Genomic DNA, 19,987 nt, shown 5'->3' on the forward strand with positions numbered 1-19,987 from the left:
CGCGCCGGTGGCCGGATCCACGTCACCGCGGTTGAGGAACCACTCGACAGGTGACTTCGATTGCACAACCCTGAACACCGCTTCGCCGCCGCCGAGACGGCGCCTGATGCGGCAGGTCTCGCGGTGAACCCATGACACCGCCCGAAGACCTCGAGACCATTCTGGCGCGCCTGCACCGTGCGGCCGCCGACGAGCAGCATCTCGGCGCCCTCGCCTCCCTGCGCATCGCCGGGCTTCTCGGTCTGGACGCTCTCACCATCGACCTGGTCAACAGCGCCGGGACACTGGAACTGGTGTGGTGCGACCCCGTCGACGGGCCAGGGCCCGAGCTGGACACCCTGCAATACACGCTCGGTGACGGCCCCACCCTGGAAGCCGCCCAGCACGGCTACACGGTGACCGAACACGATCTGGCGGCCACCGACCAGGCCCGCTGGCCGCTGTTCCTGCCCGCCGCGATGCAGTCCCCGGCCCGAGCCGTCATCGCCGCCCCGCTTCGGGTTGACGGCGACACTGTCGGAGCCCTTACCGGGTACCGCGCCACGCCCGGCGCCATGACGGCATCGCAATCACGCGATTTCCATCGCGTCCGCCAAGCGTTGCTGCCCTTGGTGCTGCGGAGCGCGCCGAGTTCGGCCGGCAGCGACTCCGGCCTCCGCCGCTACCGCGAAGAAGTCCAGCAAGCCGCCGAGTTCCTCGCCACCACCCTTGCCATCCCGCCGGATCACGCACTCGCCCGGCTCCGCGCCTACTCTTTTCGCCACGACCGGTCTCTGACCGAACTCGCCCGTGACGCCCTCACTCGCCGCGTCCGACTGGACTGACCACCACCCGTGGCCCAGGGACCAGTGGCGTGGAGTGGTTCACGCCATGGTGCGGCGGCAAACCCTTGACCTGACGGCTTATTGCGGTGTGATCAGGCCGGCTTCGTCGAGGCTGCGCAGGAGGCCAAGGCCAGTGCCGAGGCCACCTCGCCGTAGGGGAGCAGCCACAGCGCCCGGATTCCCTTCGGTTCGTCCGGCGTACACGCTACCTCCGAACTCGACCCGTCCGGTGATCAAGGGCATGGCCTGGCCGTCGCCGCGAACGTCGGACCCGCTTGTCGCGCGACATTGATGTTTTCTTTACGGCCGGCTCGGTCATTCTTGACGCTGGATCGTTAGTGTCCGCGTCGGTGCGCGGCCGTCACGCCGGGGTGGAGATGGCGGGGCGGGGTGCGGCGCACGGGAGATCCGGGGAGGACAGGGGTATGACCGAGGTTCCAGAACACGCTGTGCCGGCACGGGTGGACAGCCCGGTCCGGCAGGCGGCACCGTCGGGCAAGGTGGGCCGGTGGCTGATGGAGCACCGGGTCCAGCCGGTGGGGCCGGAGAGCCATGAGGAGCACGCCACACCGCAGTCGTGGTGGAAGGTCATGTGTCTCACGGGCGTGGACTACTTCTCCACGTTGTCCTATCTGCCCGGTATCGCCGCGCTGGCGGCGGGCGCGCTGTCGCCGCTGGCGACGTTGCTGATCGTCGCGCTCACCCTGCTCGGCATGCTGCCGATGTACCGGCGGGTGGCGAAGGAGAGCCCGCACGGTCAGGGTTCGGTCGCGATGCTGGAGAACCTGCTGCCGTTCTGGCGCGGCAAGATCTTCGTCTTGGTATTGCTGGGTTTCGTCGCGACCTCGTGGATCATCACCATCACGCTGTCCTCCGCCGATGCCACCGTGCACGCGCTGGAGAACCCGATCGCGCCGTCGTTCCTGCACGGACACGAAGTCCTGATCACGGTGATCCTGCTGCTGATCCTCGGCGGGGTGTTCCTGCTCGGGTTCAGCGAGGCGGTCGGCGTCGCGATCCCGCTGGTCGCGATCTTCCTGGTGTTGAACGCGGTGGTCGTGGTCGCCGGGATCGGTGAGGTGCTGACCGAACCCGCCGCGTTCGATCGCTGGCTGGACGCGCTGACCTCCGGCGGCGGTGGGATCGGCGGGGTCATCGGCCCGGCGATCCTGGCGTTCCCGTTGCTGGTGCTCGGATTGTCCGGTTTCGAGACCGGCGTGAGCATGATGCCGCTGGTGGCGGCGAAGGGCGAGAACGCCGAGCAGAAACTCGCGAACCGGATCCGCAACACCCGCAAGCTGCTCACCGCGGCCGCGCTGATCATGTCGGTGTACCTGATCGCGACCAGTTTCGTCACCACGATCCTGATCCCGGCGGAACAGTTCAAACCGGGCGGCGAAGCGAACGGCCGGGCGCTGGCGTACCTGGCGCACGAGCTGATGGGCGACTGGGTCGGCACCGCGTACGACATCAGCAGCATCCTGATCCTGTGGTTCGCCGGGGCTTCGGCGATGGCCGGTTTGATCAACATCGTGCCGCGGTATCTGCCCGCCTACGGGATGGCGCCGGACTGGGCAAGGGCCGTGCGGCCGGTGGTGCTGGTCTACACCGCGATCTGTGTCCTGGTCACGATCATCTTCAACGCCGACGTCAACGCACAGGCCGGGGCGTACGCCACCGGGATCCTCGCGATGATGGTGTCCGCGTCGGTGGCCGTGGCGATCTCCGCGGCGAAGAGGCGTCAGCGCAAGGCCGCGATCGCGTTCGCCGTGCTGACCCTGATCCTGATCTACGCGCTGGTGGAGAACGTCATCGAGAAGCCCGACGGCCTCACGATCTCCGCGTTCTTCATTCTCGGGATCATCGTGGTGTCGCTGATCTCGCGGGTCACCCGCACCACGGAACTGCGGGTGGAGCACATCGAGTTCGACGAGCCCGCGCGCCGGTTCGTCACCGAGTCGATCGCGCACGACGGCGCGCTGACCATCATCGCGAACCGCCGTCAGGCCGGGGACGCCGACGAATACCGGGCGAAGGAAGCCGAACAGCGAGGCCTGAACCCGGTGCCGGGCGCCGCCGACGTCCTGTTCCTCGAAATCGACGTCATCGACCCGTCCGGGTTCAGCGACGTGCTGAAGGTCCGCGGTGTCGAGATCGAGGGTTTCCGTGTCCTGCGCGTGGAAAGCCCGGCCGCGCCGAACGCGATCGCGGCTGTCCTGCTCGCGCTGCGCGACGCCACCGGTGTGCGGCCGCAGTGCCATTTCGAGTGGAGTGAGGGCAACCCGCTGGGGCATCTGTTCCGCTACCTGATCCTCGGTCGCGGCGACACCGCCCCGGTGGTCCGCGAAATCATCCGCACCAGCGAACGCGACCCGGCCCGGCGGCCGGGAATCCACGTCGGCTGACATCAGGCGTCAACGCGAGGCCGTCATCGGGGCCGTCGGCGTTCTGTTCGCGTGAAAAACGCCGCACAGCGCCGGGAAACGGGTCCCGGCACGTGAAGATCGGGTGCATGCGCACCTCGTATCACGAGCAACTCGACCGGCTCGTCGCCCGGCTGCCGCGGATGTCGCGGGTGGTGGCGGACATGATGGACCGTGCCGGAACCGCCCTGTTCGAGGCGGACGGCGAGCTGGCGCGCGAGGTCGTCGCCGAGAGCGCCGCCCTGGAACGGGCCAAGGTCGAGGCAGAGGGGCACGCGCACGCGATCTTGGCCCTGCAATCCCCGGTGGCGACCGATCTGCGGGTCGTGCTGGCGGCCATCCACGCCGTCGGCGACCTCGACCGGATGGGACGCCTGGCGATTCATGTCGCCGAAGCCGTCCAGCGCAGGTATCCGGACCGGGTGGTGCCGCAGGTGCTGATGCCGCGGTTCGTCGAAATGAGTCGGATAGCGGTGTGGCTGGCGGTGATGGCAGGCCAGGCCGTCGAGAGTCGTGACGCCGTGTTGGCCCGGACGCTCATCAGCGTCGACGACGACATGGACGACCTGCACCGCACGCTCTTCACGGTGATCGATTACCAGGACTGGGCCTACGGGACGGTGAAAGCGGTCGACGCGGTTTTGCTGAGCCGGTACTACGAACGGTTCGCCGATCACGCGGTCTCGCTGGCAAGGCAGACCACGTTCGTCGTCACCAGCCGTCCGAAGTGGACGGGTTCCGTGCCGGTTCAGTGTGGCGTGCGGATCGCGTAGTCCGGAGCTGGGCACGGTACGCGTCGTCACCTGAAGGGTCTCGGCGCTGACGATGGAGGTTTTGGGACGTTCAGTGTCCCAAAACCTCCATCGTCAGCGAGTTCGTCTCGGCCTCGTTCCTTCGTCGACCAGTCGAGCGGGGAGGAATCAGGACGTTCAACGTCCCAAATCCTCCCCGCTCACCTCTGACGCGTGGTTGATGAGTTCCCGGGCATCCGTTGCGGCGTCAGACCTTTCGCTTGTCGAAGAGTGTCAGGCGTTCGCTGAGTGTCCATAATTTCCGTACGCAGTCGGGGTCGACGGCGGCGGCCGCGGCTTTCGCGGGCAGCCGGCCGTCGTAGTAGCCACCGTTGAGGACCTTTGCCCCGGGGTCTGCCAGCCGGGCGACCGGTTCGGCCCCTTCGGTCACCGGGCGGCCGCGGTAGCTGTAGCCCGGCAGCATTTTGGTGGCGATGATGCCGGGGTGCACGCTGACGGCTTCCCGGACTTTCGGCCGGAACTCGGTCAGTGCGGTGGTCATCATGGTGAGGGCGAGTTTGGACTGCGCGTAGGCGGCGCCGCGGTTGTAGCGGCGCTTCCAGTTGAGGTCGTTCCAGTTGATCCGGCCGCCGCGGTGCAGCGAGGAGGACACGTTCACCACGCGGCTCACCTCGGAGCGGTCGAGCGCGTCTTCGAGTAGCCGGGTCAGCAGGTACGGGGCGAGATAGTTGACCTGGATGGTCTGTTCGTGGCCGTCCCTGGTGAGTACGCGTCCGTGTGGGCCGGTGATTCCGGCGTTGTTGACCAGGACGTCGAGACGGGGATAGGTCTCGGTGACGGCGATGGCGAGGTCGATGACCTGGCGAAGGTCGGTGAAGTCGGCGACGGCCGGCCGGAGCTTTCGTGTGTCGACGCCGGATTTCACCAGCCGGTCGCGGGATTCGTCGCTTTCCTCGCGGGTGCGGGCATGGGCGATCACCGTGCACCCTTGGCCGAGGAGCAGCCGGGTGGTTTCGAAACCGATGCCGTCCGATGCTCCGGTGAGCAGGACTGTGGGGTTTTCGTTCATGGGTCCATCCACAAAGGATTCAAGGGCGCGATCGCACGCGCCGGGGCCGGAAGGTCAACGGCCGGCCGGGGAATCGCCGGAATCGGGGGTATCGCCGACCGGCACCGGATGAGGTGGACGGTCGTCGTGGTCCACGCCCCACGCGTGCCCGCGAACGTCACCTCTGCCCATGGCTCCAGCAAAACGTGTCCGCTTCCGGGGAGCAAGATCGGCTGATCCGGTTTTACGGATTCCTTCTGTGGGGGCTCAACCGGAAGCGCATGCGGCAGACGACGGCGTCCGAGCGGCGGCGCAGTGCGCGGGCGAGCACTGCGCCGCGCTGGTTCTGCAGGATCCGCTGCCACCCGTGCTCCGGTTCGACCTCGGCGATCAGCACGAAGACGTGCCGGTCGCCGACGGTGCGGAGGTGCTCCACCAGCGGATCGCCGAGACGGCGGCGTTCGTCGTGGAGCTGGACCAGCGTCACGTCGGGATGCCACTTCTCCCAAGCTGCCAGGAAGTCCTGCGCCGACTGTTCGTCGCCGGGGTGGGTGACGTGCACGGCCTCGACGTGGTCGCCGAGTGACAGCGCGGCGGCGAGCGCGTCACGGGTCAGGCGGGAGACGGTGTGGACGGGGACGATCACGAGCGAACGGTGCGGCCGTGGGGGAGTGGGTGTCAGGCCGAGTCCGAGCCGATCGCCGATGCGGCGGTAGCTGCGCTCGACCCATTCCATGGCCGCCACCAGCAGTGGCAGCGCGACCACGATCAGCCAGCCGCCTTCGCTGAACTTCGTTGTCGTCACCACGATCGCGGCGACGCCGGTGAGTAGCGCGCCGAAGCCGTTGAGCGTGGCCTTGCCGCGCCAGCCGGACGGGCGGGTGCGTCGCCAGTGCCGGACCATCCCGGACTGGGACAGCGTGAACCCGACGAACACCCCGATCGCGAACAGCGGGACCAGGGTGTTCATGTCGCCGTCGGTGATGACGAGCAGGAGCGCGGCGGTGATGGCGAGGAACCCGACGCCGTAGCGGTACACCTGGCGTTCCGCGCGCAGGGCGAACACGTGCGGCAGCTTGTTGTGTTTGGCGAGCAGCTGGGCCAGCACGGGCAATCCGCCGAAGGACGTGTTCGCGGCCAAAGCGAGCAGCAGCACGGTCGAGAACTGCACCAGGTAGAAGCCGAAGCCGTCGCCCAAGGACGCGGTGGTCACCTGCGAGAGCACGGTGACGCCGTCCACCGGATGGATGGCGAACTTCCCGATGAGCACGGCGATCCCGATCAGCATCACGCCGAGCAGGCCGCCCAGTGCGATCTCCGCGTGCTGCGCGCGCCGTACTCGGGGTTTGCGGAACGACGGCACCGCGTTGGCGATCGCCTCGACTCCGGTCAGCGCCGCGCATCCGTTCGCGAAAGCCTTCAGCAGCAACAGAATCCCGACCGCTTGCAGGTTCTGCGCGTGTTCCGGGGCCGCGATCTGCGCGGCCGGACCGGACCGGAAGAGGCCGGCGACGATCACGGTCAGGATCGCGCCGACGTAGATCACGGTGGGTACGACGAACACCCGGGCGCTTTCGGCGATGCCGCGCAGGTTCACCGCGGTGACCAAGGCAAGGACGCCGAGGCACAGCCACAGCGTGTACGGCAGGAGACCGGGGAACGCCGAGGTCAGCGCGGCCACCCCGGCCGCCACCGAGACCGCGACGTTGAGCACGTAGTCGACGATCAGCGAGGCCGCGGCTACCAGCGAGGCACGGCGCCCGAGGTAGGTCCGGCTGACCCCGTAGGCGCCGCCGCCGTCGGGGAACGCCGCGATCACCTGACGGTAGGAGAGCGTCAAAACACCCAGCAGCACCGCGATCGCGAGCGTGACCGGCAACGTGAAGCCCAGCCCCGCTCCGCCGGCGACGGCCAGGACGATCACGATGGCCTCGGGTCCGTAGGCGACCGACGCCATCGCGTCCAAGGACAGCGCGGCGAGTCCGCCGACGACGGAAAGACGGTGCCGTTCGGAGCGGTCGGTACCGCTCTCGGGGCGGGCGAGTGTGGTTGTCACGCCGTCAGCGTGGGGTTCTGCTCCTCGTCGGTGCGAGGGCGTTGACAGGTTCTTGATACCGATTCCGGTGAACCCGACACCGCACTGACGCGCCGGAGATCCGGGTCACCGCCGCGTCGGACGTCACGGGACAAGAACGCGAAACCGATGGCGCCCAGGGCATTGAGCGCGAACACCAGAGCGTCGTGCCCGGACGGATGCCCCAGCACCAGCCAAGAGTGCAGGACCCAACAGATCGCCGCGGTGGCGAAGGCGGCTTGTGCGGTGCTGAACAAGGCGACGGCGTCGATCACCGCGACCATCAGGAGCACGGAAACGAACGGCTGAGGCGAAACGCCGCCCGCCTGTGCGAGAAAGGCCGCGGCGAGAGCACCGGCGAAACCGAGGGGACAGCTGATCAAGGCGGAGACCGGTCTCCGGCGCACGGTACGCATCCCGATAGCTGAACCTGTCGACGACACCGGCTGAAGAGCCGCTTACGGGCTTCGCATGCCGAACGGCCGGGTCTTGACGTCACCACTACGTCAAGCGTCATACGTGCTTGCGCAATCACTAGTCAGTGCTACTGTGTACCGGTAGTCAGTGATACTGAGTAGTCAAGGAGGGGGAATTGTCTGATGGCGACACAAGCCCAGGCGATCCAGGTGCGAGGCCTGGAGAAGTCGTACAAGGCATTGCATGTCCTGCGAGGTGTGGACTTCGACGTGGCGAGAGGCAGCATCTTCGCCCTCCTCGGCTCCAATGGGGCGGGCAAGACCACGGTCGTGAGGATCCTGTCCACTTTGCTCGAGGCGGACGCGGGGGCGGCGAGTGTCGACGGCTTCGACGTCGCCACGCGATCGGCGGAGGTCCGGGAGGTCATCAGCCTGACCGGGCAGTTCGCCGCCGTCGACGAGATCCTCACCGGCCGCGAGAACCTCGTTCTGGTAGCCCGGCTTCGGCACCTGAAGCAGCCGGGCAAGATCGCGGACGACCTGCTGGAGCGCTTTTCACTGACTGACGCGGCCGGGCGGAAGGTGTCGACCTATTCGGGTGGCATGCGCCGCCGGCTGGACATCGCCATGAGCCTCATCGGGAACCCGCCGGTGATCTTCCTGGACGAGCCGACCACCGGGCTCGACCCCGAGGCGCGCATCGAAGTGTGGGCCGCGGTGAAGGAACTCGCCGCGAACGGCACGACGGTGCTGCTGACGACGCAGTACCTGGAGGAGGCCGAACAGCTCGCCGACCGGATCGCGATCCTCCACAAAGGACGGATCATCGTCGACGGCACCCTCGCCGAACTCAAGCGGCTGCTCCCGCCCGCCAAGGTCGAACACGTCGAGAAGCAGCCGTCCCTCGAGGACGTCTTCCTGGCCATCGTCGGCGCGGACAAGTAAGGGGATGACGATGAACAAGCACTTCTTCGGCGATACCACCGTCCTGTTGGGACGATCGCTGAAACACGTCACGCGCAGCGTGGACACCATCATCACGACCGCGATGATGCCCGTCGCCATGATGCTGATGTTCGTCTACGTGTTCGGTGGCGCGATCAGCACCGGGTCGGATTCGTACGTGAGCTACATGTTGCCCGGGATCCTGCTGATCACGGTCGCGTCGGGCGTCGCCTACACCGCGCTCCGGCTCTTCACCGATATGAAAAGCGGGATCTTCGAACGTTTCCAGTCCTTGCCGATCGCACGCTCGGGTGTGCTGTGGGCGCACGTGCTGACGTCGCTCGTCGCCAACCTCCTCTCGCTCGTGATCGTCGTGGGTGTCGCCCTCCTCATGGGTTTCCGTTCAGGTGCGGGACTGTCGACGTGGCTCGCGGTCGCAGGCATCCTGCTGCTGTTCACGCTGGCGTTGACGTGGCTGGCCGTCATCCCCGGTCTCTCCGCGAAATCCGTGGACGGGGCGGGCGCGTTCTCCTACCCGCTCATCTTCCTGCCGTTCCTCAGTTCGGCGTTCGTGCCCACCGCCACCATGCCGGGCCCGGTGCGTGCCTTCGCCGAACACCAACCGGTGACGTCGATCGTGAACGCCCTCCGCGCCCTGCTCACCGAGCAGCCGGTCGGTACCGATATCTGGATCGCCCTCGCCTGGTGCGCCGGTCTCCTCGTCGTCGCGTACGTCTTCGCCACGATCACCTACCGCCGCAAGATCTCCTGAGCACACCTCAACTCGCAGCGGTCAAAGGCGAGCGCGGTTGGTGAGCCAGTCGGCGATGTCAGCGATGACTTCGGGGTCCACGTGGTGTGGATGTGCGTAGTCCGCGGGCATCGACGGTCCGGTGCCGGGGAAGAACAGGTGATCGTCGGCGGCGTAGGTGCGGAAGGTGACGTCCGGCCGGTCGGCCAGGCCGTCGCGCCAGCCGGCCAGATCGCCGTCGATGGTCACCTGGTAATCGCGCTCCCCTTGGAGGAAGAGCATGGGCAGATCCAGTGTCGCGGCGACCGCCACCGGATCGTAGGCGCGCAGGTCCAGCCAATACGGTGCGGGCATTCCGAACGGCAGTTTCTCGGCGGGTGTGGCGGGCGAAAGATCCGGGCTGTCCACCAGTTTCGCGTGTTCGGTGGCCGCCTCGACGGTGGGCAGCAACGCCGCGGTCGCCGGATCGGCCTTCGTCAGATATTCGATGACGCGCACCATCGACCACTGCATCGGCACCGTGTCCCCGGCGAGAACGACGAGACCGGCCACCCTTGGCCCGGCGGCGGCCACCCGGGGTGCGAACTTGCCGCCCATGCTGTGCCCGATCACGAAGACGTGCTCACCGTCCACTGTCGACAGTCCGCGCAGGATCTCGATGCCCGCGACGGCATGGGGAACGTATTCTTCGGCCGGGGTGAAGTCCGGGGTGGCGGCGATCTGTTCGCGGTGCGTGCGGGTGACCTTGTCGAAACGCAAGACCGCCACACCGCGACTGGCCAGACCCCAGGCGATGTCCTTCAAGTTCTTGTTCGGCCCGGCGGTGCCGTCCCGATCGAACGGTCCGCCGCCGGCGAGCAGTACAGCCGCCGGATGGGGGCCTTCGCCGTGGGGGACGGTGACTGTTCCTGGCACGGCGAAGGCGCCCGAACCCACAGTCACCGCATGTTCGTCGAACAGGTCCGGATCCGCATAGTCCGGTGACTGCCACGCCTCGAGGTCCGTATCGGTCGATTCGACTGACGCCATAGTGCCCTCCATCTCACCATTCTCAACTTTGAGAACGGTATCACGAATGAGAGCATAGGGGTCATGGATTCTCTGGAGCTGCTGGCGCACCCGGTGCGGCTGCGGATCGTGCACGCTCTGTCCGGCAAGCGGACTCAAACGACCGCGCAGCTGTGCGCACGCCTGCCCGACGTGTCGAAGGCGACCGTGTACCGGCACGTCGACCTGCTCGCCGGCGGGGGTGTTCTCGAGGTCGCCGCCGAGCACCGCGTGCGGGGCGCCGTGGAGCGGACCTACCGCCTGCGCCCAGAGCGCGCGACCATCGACGCAGACGCGGTGGCCGCGGCGAAACCCGAAGACCACCGCGAGGTCTTCGCCTTGGCCATGGTCACCCTGCTCGCCGAATTCAACACCTATCTCGATCGTGAAGACGCCGATCCGGTCGCCGATCTGGTCGGCTATCGGCAACACGCGGTGTGGCTCGATCGTGAGGAGGTCGGAAGCCTGATCGACGGTCTGCGCGCGGCGATTCTTCCGCACTTGAGCAACGCTGCCACCCCAGGCCGTACGCAGTATTTACTGAGCCCGATCCTGTTTCCGGCCGGTGGTCAGGCCGACACGTAGACGGACGCCAGGTGCGGTGGCGCTGCGGAGTACGACGTCTTTGCGTGTCAGCGCTCTGACCGCGGAGGCTGATTTGAGGCTTGGAGTGCTTCGTCGACGGTGTGGTAGAGCCTCAGCACGATGTCGAGGCCGGTGATTTCGATGGGGCGGATCACGGGGCTGTTGGAGTCCACGGCGATGCGTAGTGATTTTCCGTGTGTTTCCGCGTGAGCGTTGGCGGTGATCAGCGTGGCGAGGCCCGCGGAGTCGAGGAAGTCCACTGTGGTCAGATCCAGAACGCAGGCACTGCCGGTGTCGTCGATCGCCGTGGTGACGGCCGCATGGAGTTTCGGCGCGGCTTCGGTGTCGACTTCACCGGTCACCGAGACCACGATGTTCCCGTTCACGACACGGCTGACGATGTCCAGGTCGGGTGGTGGCGGCTCGGCCTGGGACGGTTGGCTCACAAGGGTCGACGGTACCGGACCAGCGACACCGGGGAATGTGTCGCTGGTCCGGTACCCGCCTGTTCGGGTGCGGGACATGGCTAGTCCTCGCTTTGCCAGTCGCGGGCCGCGGCCAGATGCGGTGCGTGACCGCTGCTTCCCTCGCGGTTCAGCGCGAGCTCGACCCACACGGTCTTGTGATCGGCGTAGTTCTGGACGCCCCAGGTGGAGGAGAGCCGGTCGATCAGCATCAATCCACGCCCGCCGGAACCGTCCGGAGTCCGACGGCGCGGTTGGCGCGGCGAAGCGTCGTCGACCTCGATCCGTAGACACCGGCCCTGGTGCGTGATCCCGACGCGGCAGGCGCGCGGCGCGTCACCGTGCCGGTGGGCGTTGCTGACCAGTTCGTCGGCCACCAGGACCGCGTCGTCCACGGTGAGCCCCCGGTATCGGCCCAGCACCTCGCGAACACCGTGCCGGACGTCCCTGGTCGAGGTCGCGTCCAGGTCGTAGGCCACGTCGACCGGGTTCGGCTTGTTGCGCTCCGTAGCCCTCGGCTGTGTTGACATCCGTCCCACCCGCCTCGCATAGACGCTTTTCTGGAAACATCGCGCACTGAAACCAGTACCCCGCGGTGAACATAAGCAAACTCCGCGGTTGCCGCTCCACATTCACCTTCAGGGGCAGTTGCGTGATAGTTCTTGCCTCCCAAAGGGTTTCGTTTGCTCGGTCAGTTCTTTCGGTTGCGGCGCCGCGGTAACCGGGGTCACGGTCTGCGCCGGATCGCGATGACGACGGTGTCGTCGGCGTGCAGGACCACGTCGTGCATCGCGGTGGCGAGTGCGCTGGGGATCGTCGCTGTGGGTTCTCCGGCGTGGCGCGGTGCGGTGGCCAGTAGCCGGGCCTCGCCTTCCTGGTGGTTCTTGCGGCTCTCGGTCAAGCCGTCGGTGTACAGGAGGATCAGATCGCCCGGCGCGAGAGTGCGGCGGACGAGGCTGCCGTTGCCTGGGTCGGGGAAGCCGACACCTCTTCCGACGCGGGAAGGCACCAGGAGTTCGGTGTCGCCGGCGGAGGTGACGAGGACCGGACGGGGATGGCTGCCGTTGGCGACGGTGACGTCGCCGGTGACCGGGTCGAGCCGGGCCAGCAGCACGGTCGCCATCAAGTCGGGCTCGATGGTCGCCAGGGCGTTGGCGGTGCGGGCGATCAGGTCGTGGAGGGCGTGGCCTTCGAGGGCGAGGGTTCGGATGGCGTGGGTGACGGTCAGGGCGTGCCGGGTCGAGGTGACGCCGTGGCCGACGGCGTCGACGAGGGTGATGTGCACTTTCCCGTCGGGCAGCACGAACCAGTCGTAGAGGTCGCCGCCGGTCGGGGAGTCCGGTTCGCTGGGCGCGTAATGCACAGCCAGTTCGAAAGCGTCCGCATGTGGTGGTGGCGGCCGCAGCGCGTCTTCGAGTTCGCGGAAGATCACCGCGTGGGCTTGGCGGAGTTGCTCGTCTCGTTCCTCGAGTTCGACGTACATGGCGAGCACACCGCTGTTGGTTTCGGCGAGTTCGTGTTTGAGTTCGCGCTGCTCCTGGGTCACCGCGTCGGCGCGGGCGATGAGGGCGAGCATTTCCTCGCGGGTGGCCGGTTCGTCGTCCACGGGAACGGTCGCCGTGTCGTGGACGGCGGGGAGGTGCCAGGTCAGGGTCGCGCCGTCTCCGGCGTCGGGCAGCAGGGGCAGGGCGTTGCGGTGGTCTTGCCCGACCGGGCCGGGCAACCGGAGAGTGACGGCGAGTCTGCCGTTACCCGCACAGGTCGACAGCTCGGGTGGCTGCCCCGCGTGCTCGGCGAGCAGGGGCACCGCGAGAACGAGCTTGGCGCGGTCGTCGACGGCGACACCCGCGGCGGCGCAGGCCTCACGAAGACGTCGGCGTAGCCGGTCGACGGGGGAGTGCGTCATGGCTTGCCCGTTCCGGATCCGACCACGAGCAGCGTGGCGTCGTCGAGGGGATCGCGGTGCCGGTGGGCGAGGTCGGCGGCGAGGAGTGCCGGGGCCGGAAGCGGGCCGAGGGGTGCGGCGCCGCGCCAGCCGTTGCCGATTCCGTCGGTGTGCAGCACGACGAGGTGGTGCTCCGGCAGGCTCACCGTCCGGACGTGTGCGTCCGGCAAGGTGAATCCGACGATGCCGGGCATGCTGAGCAGCGGCCGGGTTTCCCCGGGCATCAGCACCAGGCCGCCGATGTTCCCGACACCGCAGAATTCGAGCAGACCATCGGAGATCCGGGCCAGCGCGACGGCGGCGCCGCGGGTTTGCCGCAGCGACCGGTGCATGGTGGTGAGGTGGTCGCGGAGCGGACGGCCGGGGTCGCGGTGGAAGACGTCGATCGCGGCCACCGCCGCGTCGCCTGCCGCCGGGCCGTGGCCGAGACCGTCCACGACGGCGATGGTCCGGACACCGGGTACGCAGGCCAGTGCCAGGCCGTCACCGCACCGGTCTTCACCCTCGCGGGCCAGGCGGACGTGCGCGACGGCCGCGGCGTTCGTGCCGGTGACCAGTGTCCGTGCCGCCGCGACGGTGCCCGAGCCCGCCGCGGATCGGATCCGGAACTCGGTGGCCAGCCTGCCGACGGCGCCCAGGCCCGTGCCCAGCGTCGCGGTCGTGCTGTGGCCGTCGATCCGCCAGTACTCCAGATCGGCCATACCCGGCCCGGAATCGACGGCGTAGACATCGACACCGGACCCGGCTAGCGAGCGTTGGACGAAGACCGCGCCGTCGGTGGCGTGTTTGTCGATGTTGCCCGCCAGCTCCGACGCGATGACGGCCGCGCGTTCGGCCAGCACCTCGGGCAGCCCCGCGCCGGCGGCGACCTCGCGAGCGACGCGCGCCGCCGTGTAGACCGCGCTCACGTGGTCGATGCGAATCTGACGGGTGGGTTCCGCGACGGTGACGGTCATGGTTTCCAGCGCACGATGGTGACGGTGGTGCCGTGGCCGGGGGCGGTGTCGATGGTGAACTCGTCGACGAGCCGCCGGGTTCCGCCGAGGCCGTGCCCGAGGCCGGCGCCGGTGCTGAAGCCGTCGGTCATGGCCTGTTCGACGTCGGCGATTCCGGGGCCCTCGTCGCGCACGGTCAGCCGCAGGCCCGCGCGTCCCCGGCCGTCTCGCGCGACGGCGATCGTCATCGTGCCGCCGCCACCGTGGATGTAGGCGTTGCGGACCAGTTCGCTGGCCGCGGTGACGATTTTGGTCTGGTCGACGATGGTGAAGCCTGCGGCGACCGCACTGGCCCGCACGGCGTGGCGGGCGGTGAGGAGGTCCTCCTCGGCGCGGACGGCGTGTTCGCGCGCGGGGACGCCCTGCCCGGGTCCGGTGAGTTCGTCAGGAAGCATGAGGCGCCGCCTCGGCGGGACGGCGCCACCCGAGCAGTTCCATGGCTTGTTCGGCGTTGAGCGCGGTTTGGACGCCGGTGAGGCGCAGGCCGAGTTCGGACAGCGTGATCGCGACCGCCGGGCGCATGCCGGCGACGATCATCCGCGCCCCGAGCAGGCGCCCGGTGGCGGCCAGCTGCATCAGCACCCGTGCGACGAAGGAGTCGATGATCTCCAGCCGGGAGATGTCGAGGATGACCCCGCGGATTCCTTCGTCGGCGATGCGCGTGGTGAGCTCGTCGGTGAACCGCAACGCGGTCGTGTCGTCCAGGTCGGCCAGCAGGCCGCTGATCAGGATGTCCCCGAGCCGCAGGATCGGCAGTCCCGCCTGCGTGGTCACCCGTTCACCGCGCCGGTGCGGTCGCCGAGTAGCTCCAGCGCGGCGGCGAGGGCGTCGGCCAGCGAGCCGCGGGTCACGATGTGGGAGAGATCGATGCCGAGCTGGGTGACGGTCTGCGCGATCGACGGGCGGACACCACTGATCAGGCATTCGGCGCCCATGAGCCGTACCGCGCTGACCGTTTGCAGCAGATGATGGGCCACTGCGGTGTCCACTGTGGACACACCGGTGATGTCGATGATCGCCACGCGGGCTTCGTGGGTCTGGATGGCCTCCAGGAGGCTGTTCATCACGACCTGGGTGCGGGCGCTGTCGAGGGTGCCGATCAACGGCACGGCCAGTACTTGCCGCCACAGCCGTACCACCGGGGTGGACAGTTCCAGCATCTGCTGGTGCTGGCGGCGGATGATCTCCTCGCGCCCTTCGACGTAGACCGAGAAGGTGAACAGGCCCGCGGCGTCCAGGAGTTGGTTGACCAGCAGCGACGCCTGATAGCGCACCGCCGGGTCGTCGCTCCGGCGTTCGAGCGCGGTCATGGTCGTGCGTTTCAGCGCGAGGATCGCCGTGGCTGTGGCGGCGGGCGTGGCACCCGCGCGAGCGCGCCGTTCGGAAAGCCCGCGCAGGGCGGAGCGGACCGCCTGGTTCCGCTCGATGATCCGGGTCAGCGGCAATCCGGTGTCGAGCGCGTCGCGGAGCGCGCCCAAGAACTCGGTCGCCTCGCGGCGCAGCGCCGACTCGTCGAGCAGGGCCGACGAGTCCGTCGACTGCCGGCGGACCCAGTCGTCGGCAAGCTCGTCCTGGTCTTCACCGAAGATCCGCGACAGCAAGTCCCGGACGGCGGAGTCGTCCGTCCTCAACACCGAGCGGCCTCCCGAGAGTTCCGGGCCGCCTCCGGCTGTGCGCGAGCAGCGACCATTGTCATATGACAATAGTTAGCCTACTGGAGAGAGCCAGGTACGTCACACCCGGATCTAGTCGCCTGCCGCCGCCTCACGGAATTCCTGCAGGCCCGTGGTGAGCGCCGCCCTGGTTTCGGGGGTGAGTTTCGCCAGCACCGCGTGCAGGCTCTCGCGCCGGCGGGCCCGCAGGTCCTGCAGGTACGCGCGGCCGCGGTCGCTGAGCCGCAGCGTGATCTCCCGGCGGCTGGCCGAGCTGGGCAGCCGTTCGAGGAAGCCGACCGCCTCCAAGCGGTCGCACAGACGGCTCACCAGCGGCGGGGTCGAGCCGAGCACCTCGGCGAGGGCGCGCAGGTTCAGCCCGTCGTGGTGATCGAGTGCCACGACAGCGCGTACTTGGGACGTCGACAGCGGACGCGGTGACGCCTCGCGAGCCCGCTCGAACATGATCTCGAGCAGCTCGGCCGTCTCGGTCACGGCCGCCGCCACCGTCTCGGTGCCGTGCGGCTCGGAGGACCGATTCACAGACCCACTCTCGCATCCTTATGCTGAGCTGTCAGCTCAGCTCACCGCGGCACGTCCTGCGACCGGTCCGACGGAGCGGTGCGGACTCATCCCGTGTGCTCGATCCGAGACACCGGGTTCCGGGTGGGCAGGAGGCAAACGCGGTGGACAGATCCTTGGCAGTCGAACGCGTCCTGCGTGGCGTTCAGCCTCATGCGCTGCTCGACGGACTGCGCGCGGCGTTGAGCGAGCATTTCGGCGCCGGTGCCGTCGAGCTGCTGATGGCCGACTACAGCCTCACCGAACTGCGGCGAGTGACCGTCCTGCCGTACACGACCGAGCCGATGCCGGTGGCCGACACCGCGGCGGGCGAAGCCTTCACCACCCAGCTGGCGACGTTCGAACCCGCCGAAGACGGCATCCGCGCCAACCTCCCGGTCACCGTACGCGGCGACCGGCTCGGTGTCCTGGTCGTCACGCTGCCCGAAGAGCCGGAACCGCCGGTGTGGGCCGAACTCGGCCGGTTCGCCGAAGCGCTCGGGCACGAGGTCTTCGTCGCCGACCGCGACACCGACCTGTACGTGCAGGCCCGCCGTTCCTCACGGCTGACGCTCGCCGCGGAAATGCAGTGGCAGCTGCTCCCCGGCCGCGCGTGCAGCCGCCCCGAATTCGCTCTCGGTGGGCAGCTGGAACCCGCGTACGCCATCTACGGCGACTGCTTCGACTGGTCGGCCTCCGCCCACACCTTGACGGTCACGCTGGTCAACGGCATGGGCGAAGGCAGCAGCGCCGCCCTGCTGACGAACCTCGCCGTCAACGCGCTGCGCAACGCCCGCCGCGCCGGGATCCCCCTGGACACGCAGGCGGAACTCGCCGACCAAGCCATCTACGCGCAGCACCGCGGTCAAGAACACGTCGCCACGCTCCTGCTGGAATTCGACCTCGCCACCGGTGGGATCACCGCGGTCGACGCGGGATCACCCCGCCTGTGGCGGCTACGCGACGGCAAAGCCGAACGTGTCCAATTCGACGAACAGCTTCCCCTCGGTACCTTCGAAGACACCCTCTATACCGCCGAAACCCTGCAGGCCTTGCCGGGCGACAGGTTCGTCTTCGTCAGCGACGGCGTGTACAACGCGGCCGGACCACACGGAGAACTCTACGGCGACCGCGAACTGACCCAGGCCATCCTCACGACCACGGAACTGCCCGCGGCACACGTCCCGAGCGCCGTCCTCGCCGAACTGCACGACCGCCGCAAGGGCGGCATGGCCGCCGACGACGCCATGGTCGTCTGCCTCGACTGGTTCGGCTCGAACCCGAGCATCGACCGGGAATCCGACATCGCGTCCAGGCGTTGAGCGGCTCCGCGCGCAGGTCCGTGGGTTCGCCCGACAGGTTCGGTCAGTGCACTCGCGAGTGGCTTTCTTCCAGCGAGAGGCCGCGCTGTCGCCCTTCGAGGATCGCCCAGAATCGGGTGCATTTCATGGGATCGACGGCCGGGCATTTCCGGCCGTGTTCGAGTGCGGCGCGGGCGATTTCGATACGGTGCTGCTGTTCGGTCAGTTCAGCCAGTTTGTGATCGATCATTTCCCGTCGGCCTTGTCGCTCGCCCGTGAGGAAGCGTCCTATCTCCGTCAGCGAGAATCCGATCTCGCGGAAGAAGAGGATCGCGCCGACGTCCCTGACCGCCGACTCGGCGTAGCGCCGTCGGCCCGCTTCCCGCGCCGTCGGCCGCACCAAGCCGAGTTCGTCGTAGTACCGCAGCGCGCTCGTCGGCACGCCGGTCCGTTCGGACAGTTCGCCGATGGACAACGACGCCGGGGTGCGCTCGGTGGCAGACATTGACTTCAAGCGTACTTGAAGTGCTTGGCTCACCCCATGAAGATCAAGGAAAGGCTGCTGAGCCGGATCTTGGCGCAGTTCCACCGGCCGACCGGAGCCGTCGGGCACGTCGCCGGCTGGATCATGGGCCGTCGGTCGTCGAACGTGACGCGCAACCGCTGGGCGGTGCGGATTCTCGACGTCCAGCCGACCGACCGCGTCATCGAACTCGGCTGCGGCCCGGGCGTGGCCGTCTCCACCCTCGCCACCCGGGCGTCCCGGGGCTTGGTCGTCGGCGTCGACCACTCGCAGGTCATGATCCGCCAGGCCCGCCGCCGCAACAGGGCCGCCATCCGGGCCGGACGGGTACGACTGGTGCACACGCCGGTCGAGAGCCTGTCGATCAGCGACGGGCCATTCGACGCCGCGCTCGCGGTCAACACAGCAGGCATGTGGCCCGACCCGGCCGCCCGGCTACGCGAACTCGCCCGGCTGTTGCGACCCGGTGGGCGCATCGCTCTGGTGTCCCAGCCTCGTTGTCCCGGTGCCACCGCGGCCACTTCGGCGGCCGCCGCCGCGGAGCTGGCAAGCCGGCTCACCGATGCCGGGTTCGAGCGACTCCGGACCGAGATGCTCGACCTCGACCCGCCGGCGGCGTGCGTCATCGGGCACGTGGCCGGCTCACAACACCAGCCGTTCGGGGGTACTGCGCGAAAGGAACACGGACCCTCGCCGGGATCGAACAGCAAATCCGGGCCCAGATGATGAAGGGACCAGGTCGTGCCCAATGCCACGTAGCTCAAGTTGATCTTCAGTGGCTGCCGGCCTGCTCGATCAAGCCGGACAAGTCACCGGCAGTGGACCCGGGGCGCGACTGTCCACACGGGACGCTAGTCCGGATCTGGGGGCCCGAGGGGGCTTTGCGCAGCTGCGAGAGGGGGTCGTGAGTGACAATGAGGGTTATTGAGGGGTAAGGCGAACGTGTCGTGTCTTGGGCGAGACGGCGGACTCGGGTGACGCGACACCGCACTCGCGTGCTCAGACTCGGATCTCGCGTGTTCAGAGACGTAACTCGCGTGTTCAGACTCCGCACTCGCGAGTGCGGCCCCCAAGGTGTCCGGACAACGGGGGGAAGCTCAAATCCCTACGACGTCAGCCATGACCAGTGCTACCGCAGTGTGCGCCTGGTGGCGTCGGCCGCGAAGGACATCGAGGATTGTGCGTTGCTGCTCGCGATTCTCGGCCTCGACCCCGCCGACGGACTGGAGCGCTGAACTACGGAAGCCTTCGCCTTCACCGGGCGCTAGACCAGGGGATCTGACCGCACGGAGGTCGCCGCCCTGCTGCGCGTTTACTCCCCGATTCTGTGGCGTGACACTGACACGATCGGGTTAACCTGGCCTGTCCGATGTGATCCAGCTTGGCTGGCTCTGTGAAGAGAAAACTCGATATATAAAGGAGTCTGGCACTCCTGACGATGACGGGCTCCACGCGTGCCGCGATCGCTGGTTGCTTTCTCTCGCGATCGGTGCAACGGTTCGCGCCGACAGCTGACCGGCTCGGCTCCATACCGATGCCGGCGCCGTCACCGCTCCAGACCGTGGCGGGTCATACCAAGAACCCGTCTCGTCAGGAGCCTCGTCATGCACAGAGCCGACTTAACGGACTTGTCGATTTCCCTGGATACGCGGCGCATCCGTGCATAAATGGCCTGGGGAGA

Annotated in this window: 21 protein-coding genes; 8 read left to right on the top strand and 13 right to left on the bottom strand. The window is 68.0% G+C overall.

Going from position 1 to position 19,987, the window contains the following annotated elements:
• Positions 1-131 precede the first annotated feature (131 nt).
• From DMH03_RS28425 to phoU, 3 genes are all read left to right on the top strand, one after another.
• Positions 132-824, top strand: coding sequence for a hypothetical protein (locus DMH03_RS28425; RefSeq protein WP_199749054.1), 693 nt, complete (start codon positions 132-134; stop codon positions 822-824).
• A gap of 425 nt (positions 825-1,249) precedes the next feature.
• The gene (locus DMH03_RS28430; RefSeq protein ID WP_125795050.1) at positions 1,250-3,229 is read left to right on the top strand and encodes an amino acid transporter; all 1,980 of its coding nucleotides are present in this window, start codon (positions 1,250-1,252) and stop codon (positions 3,227-3,229) included.
• Between the two features lie 107 nt (positions 3,230-3,336).
• Positions 3,337-4,020: a phosphate signaling complex protein PhoU gene (phoU, locus tag DMH03_RS28435; protein WP_125795051.1), complete on the top strand. Its 684-nt coding sequence runs from the start codon at positions 3,337-3,339 to the stop codon at positions 4,018-4,020.
• Positions 4,021-4,246: 226 nt separating this feature from the next.
• Here phoU and DMH03_RS28440 read toward each other — a convergent pair whose 3' ends face one another.
• From DMH03_RS28440 to DMH03_RS28450, 3 genes are all read right to left on the bottom strand, one after another.
• Positions 4,247-5,068, bottom strand: coding sequence for an SDR family NAD(P)-dependent oxidoreductase (locus DMH03_RS28440; protein WP_125795052.1), 822 nt, complete (start codon positions 5,066-5,068; stop codon positions 4,247-4,249).
• 223 nt (positions 5,069-5,291) lie between these two features.
• Positions 5,292-7,103, bottom strand: a complete 1,812-nt coding sequence (locus tag DMH03_RS28445; RefSeq protein ID WP_125795053.1) for an APC family permease — start codon at positions 7,101-7,103, stop codon at positions 5,292-5,294.
• Entirely contained in the window at positions 7,100-7,528 is a 429-nt protein-coding gene (locus tag DMH03_RS28450) for a hypothetical protein (RefSeq protein WP_125795054.1), read from the bottom strand. The genes DMH03_RS28445 and DMH03_RS28450 overlap by 4 nt, the downstream gene beginning before the upstream one ends.
• Before the next feature lie 192 nt (positions 7,529-7,720).
• Between DMH03_RS28450 and DMH03_RS28455 the strand changes: the two genes are divergently transcribed.
• Both DMH03_RS28455 and DMH03_RS28460 read left to right on the top strand, forming a co-directional pair.
• Positions 7,721-8,482 carry an ABC transporter ATP-binding protein gene (locus tag DMH03_RS28455; protein ID WP_125795055.1) on the top strand — a complete coding sequence of 254 codons (762 nt, stop codon included), beginning with the start codon at positions 7,721-7,723 and terminating at the stop codon, positions 8,480-8,482.
• A 10-nt stretch (positions 8,483-8,492) separates the two neighbouring features.
• A complete protein-coding gene (locus DMH03_RS28460) occupies positions 8,493-9,254 on the top strand; it encodes an ABC transporter permease (protein ID WP_125795056.1) in 762 nt (253 codons plus the stop codon).
• Between the two features lie 21 nt (positions 9,255-9,275).
• Here DMH03_RS28460 and DMH03_RS28465 read toward each other — a convergent pair whose 3' ends face one another.
• Positions 9,276-10,262: a S9 family peptidase gene (locus DMH03_RS28465; protein ID WP_233611686.1), complete on the bottom strand. Its 987-nt coding sequence runs from the start codon at positions 10,260-10,262 to the stop codon at positions 9,276-9,278.
• A 63-nt stretch (positions 10,263-10,325) separates the two neighbouring features.
• Here DMH03_RS28465 and DMH03_RS28470 point away from each other — a divergent pair, with 63 nt between their 5' ends.
• Positions 10,326-10,865 (top strand): helix-turn-helix domain-containing protein, encoded by a 540-nt coding sequence (locus tag DMH03_RS28470; protein WP_125795057.1) that lies wholly within the window; start codon positions 10,326-10,328, stop codon positions 10,863-10,865.
• Positions 10,866-10,912: 47 nt separating this feature from the next.
• Here DMH03_RS28470 and DMH03_RS28475 read toward each other — a convergent pair whose 3' ends face one another.
• The 8 genes from DMH03_RS28475 to DMH03_RS28510 all read right to left on the bottom strand — a co-directional run bounded on the left by DMH03_RS28475 (position 10,913) and on the right by DMH03_RS28510 (position 16,464).
• A complete protein-coding gene (locus DMH03_RS28475) occupies positions 10,913-11,311 on the bottom strand; it encodes an STAS domain-containing protein (RefSeq protein WP_158633126.1) in 399 nt (132 codons plus the stop codon).
• Between the two features lie 80 nt (positions 11,312-11,391).
• Positions 11,392-11,859: an ATP-binding protein gene (locus DMH03_RS28480; RefSeq protein ID WP_158633127.1), complete on the bottom strand. Its 468-nt coding sequence runs from the start codon at positions 11,857-11,859 to the stop codon at positions 11,392-11,394.
• Positions 11,860-12,056: 197 nt separating this feature from the next.
• The gene (locus DMH03_RS28485; RefSeq protein ID WP_125795060.1) at positions 12,057-13,235 is read right to left on the bottom strand and encodes a PP2C family protein-serine/threonine phosphatase; all 1,179 of its coding nucleotides are present in this window, start codon (positions 13,233-13,235) and stop codon (positions 12,057-12,059) included.
• Positions 13,232-14,230: an ATP-binding protein gene (locus tag DMH03_RS28490; RefSeq protein WP_125795061.1), complete on the bottom strand. Its 999-nt coding sequence runs from the start codon at positions 14,228-14,230 to the stop codon at positions 13,232-13,234. The genes DMH03_RS28485 and DMH03_RS28490 overlap by 4 nt, the downstream gene beginning before the upstream one ends.
• Complete coding sequence (locus DMH03_RS28495; RefSeq protein WP_125795062.1) at positions 14,227-14,664, bottom strand: ATP-binding protein; 438 nt, start codon at positions 14,662-14,664, stop codon at positions 14,227-14,229. The genes DMH03_RS28490 and DMH03_RS28495 overlap by 4 nt, the downstream gene beginning before the upstream one ends.
• Complete coding sequence (locus DMH03_RS28500; RefSeq protein ID WP_125795063.1) at positions 14,654-15,043, bottom strand: STAS domain-containing protein; 390 nt, start codon at positions 15,041-15,043, stop codon at positions 14,654-14,656. The genes DMH03_RS28495 and DMH03_RS28500 overlap by 11 nt, the downstream gene beginning before the upstream one ends.
• Positions 15,040-15,903: an STAS domain-containing protein gene (locus DMH03_RS28505; protein ID WP_125795064.1), complete on the bottom strand. Its 864-nt coding sequence runs from the start codon at positions 15,901-15,903 to the stop codon at positions 15,040-15,042. Before DMH03_RS28505 ends, DMH03_RS28500 begins: the two co-directional genes overlap by 4 nt.
• A 111-nt stretch (positions 15,904-16,014) precedes the next feature.
• Entirely contained in the window at positions 16,015-16,464 is a 450-nt protein-coding gene (locus DMH03_RS28510) for a MarR family transcriptional regulator (RefSeq protein ID WP_233611687.1), read from the bottom strand.
• Positions 16,465-16,607: 143 nt separating this feature from the next.
• On the opposite strand from DMH03_RS28510, the gene DMH03_RS28515 reads away from it, so the two are divergent.
• A complete protein-coding gene (locus DMH03_RS28515; RefSeq protein ID WP_125795065.1) occupies positions 16,608-17,804 on the top strand; it encodes a PP2C family protein-serine/threonine phosphatase in 1,197 nt (398 codons plus the stop codon).
• A 43-nt stretch (positions 17,805-17,847) separates the two neighbouring features.
• Here DMH03_RS28515 and DMH03_RS28520 read toward each other — a convergent pair whose 3' ends face one another.
• Entirely contained in the window at positions 17,848-18,288 is a 441-nt protein-coding gene (locus tag DMH03_RS28520) for a MerR family transcriptional regulator (protein ID WP_125795066.1), read from the bottom strand.
• A 36-nt stretch (positions 18,289-18,324) separates the two neighbouring features.
• Between DMH03_RS28520 and DMH03_RS28525 the strand changes: the two genes are divergently transcribed.
• On the top strand, positions 18,325-19,032 hold the full coding sequence (locus DMH03_RS28525) for a class I SAM-dependent methyltransferase (protein WP_125795067.1): 708 nt from the start codon (positions 18,325-18,327) through the stop codon (positions 19,030-19,032).
• Positions 19,033-19,987: the final 955 nt, after the last annotated feature.

The sequence above is a fragment of the Amycolatopsis sp. WAC 01376 genome (assembly GCF_003947415.1).
Classification (GTDB): Bacteria; Actinomycetota; Actinomycetes; order Mycobacteriales; family Pseudonocardiaceae; genus Amycolatopsis.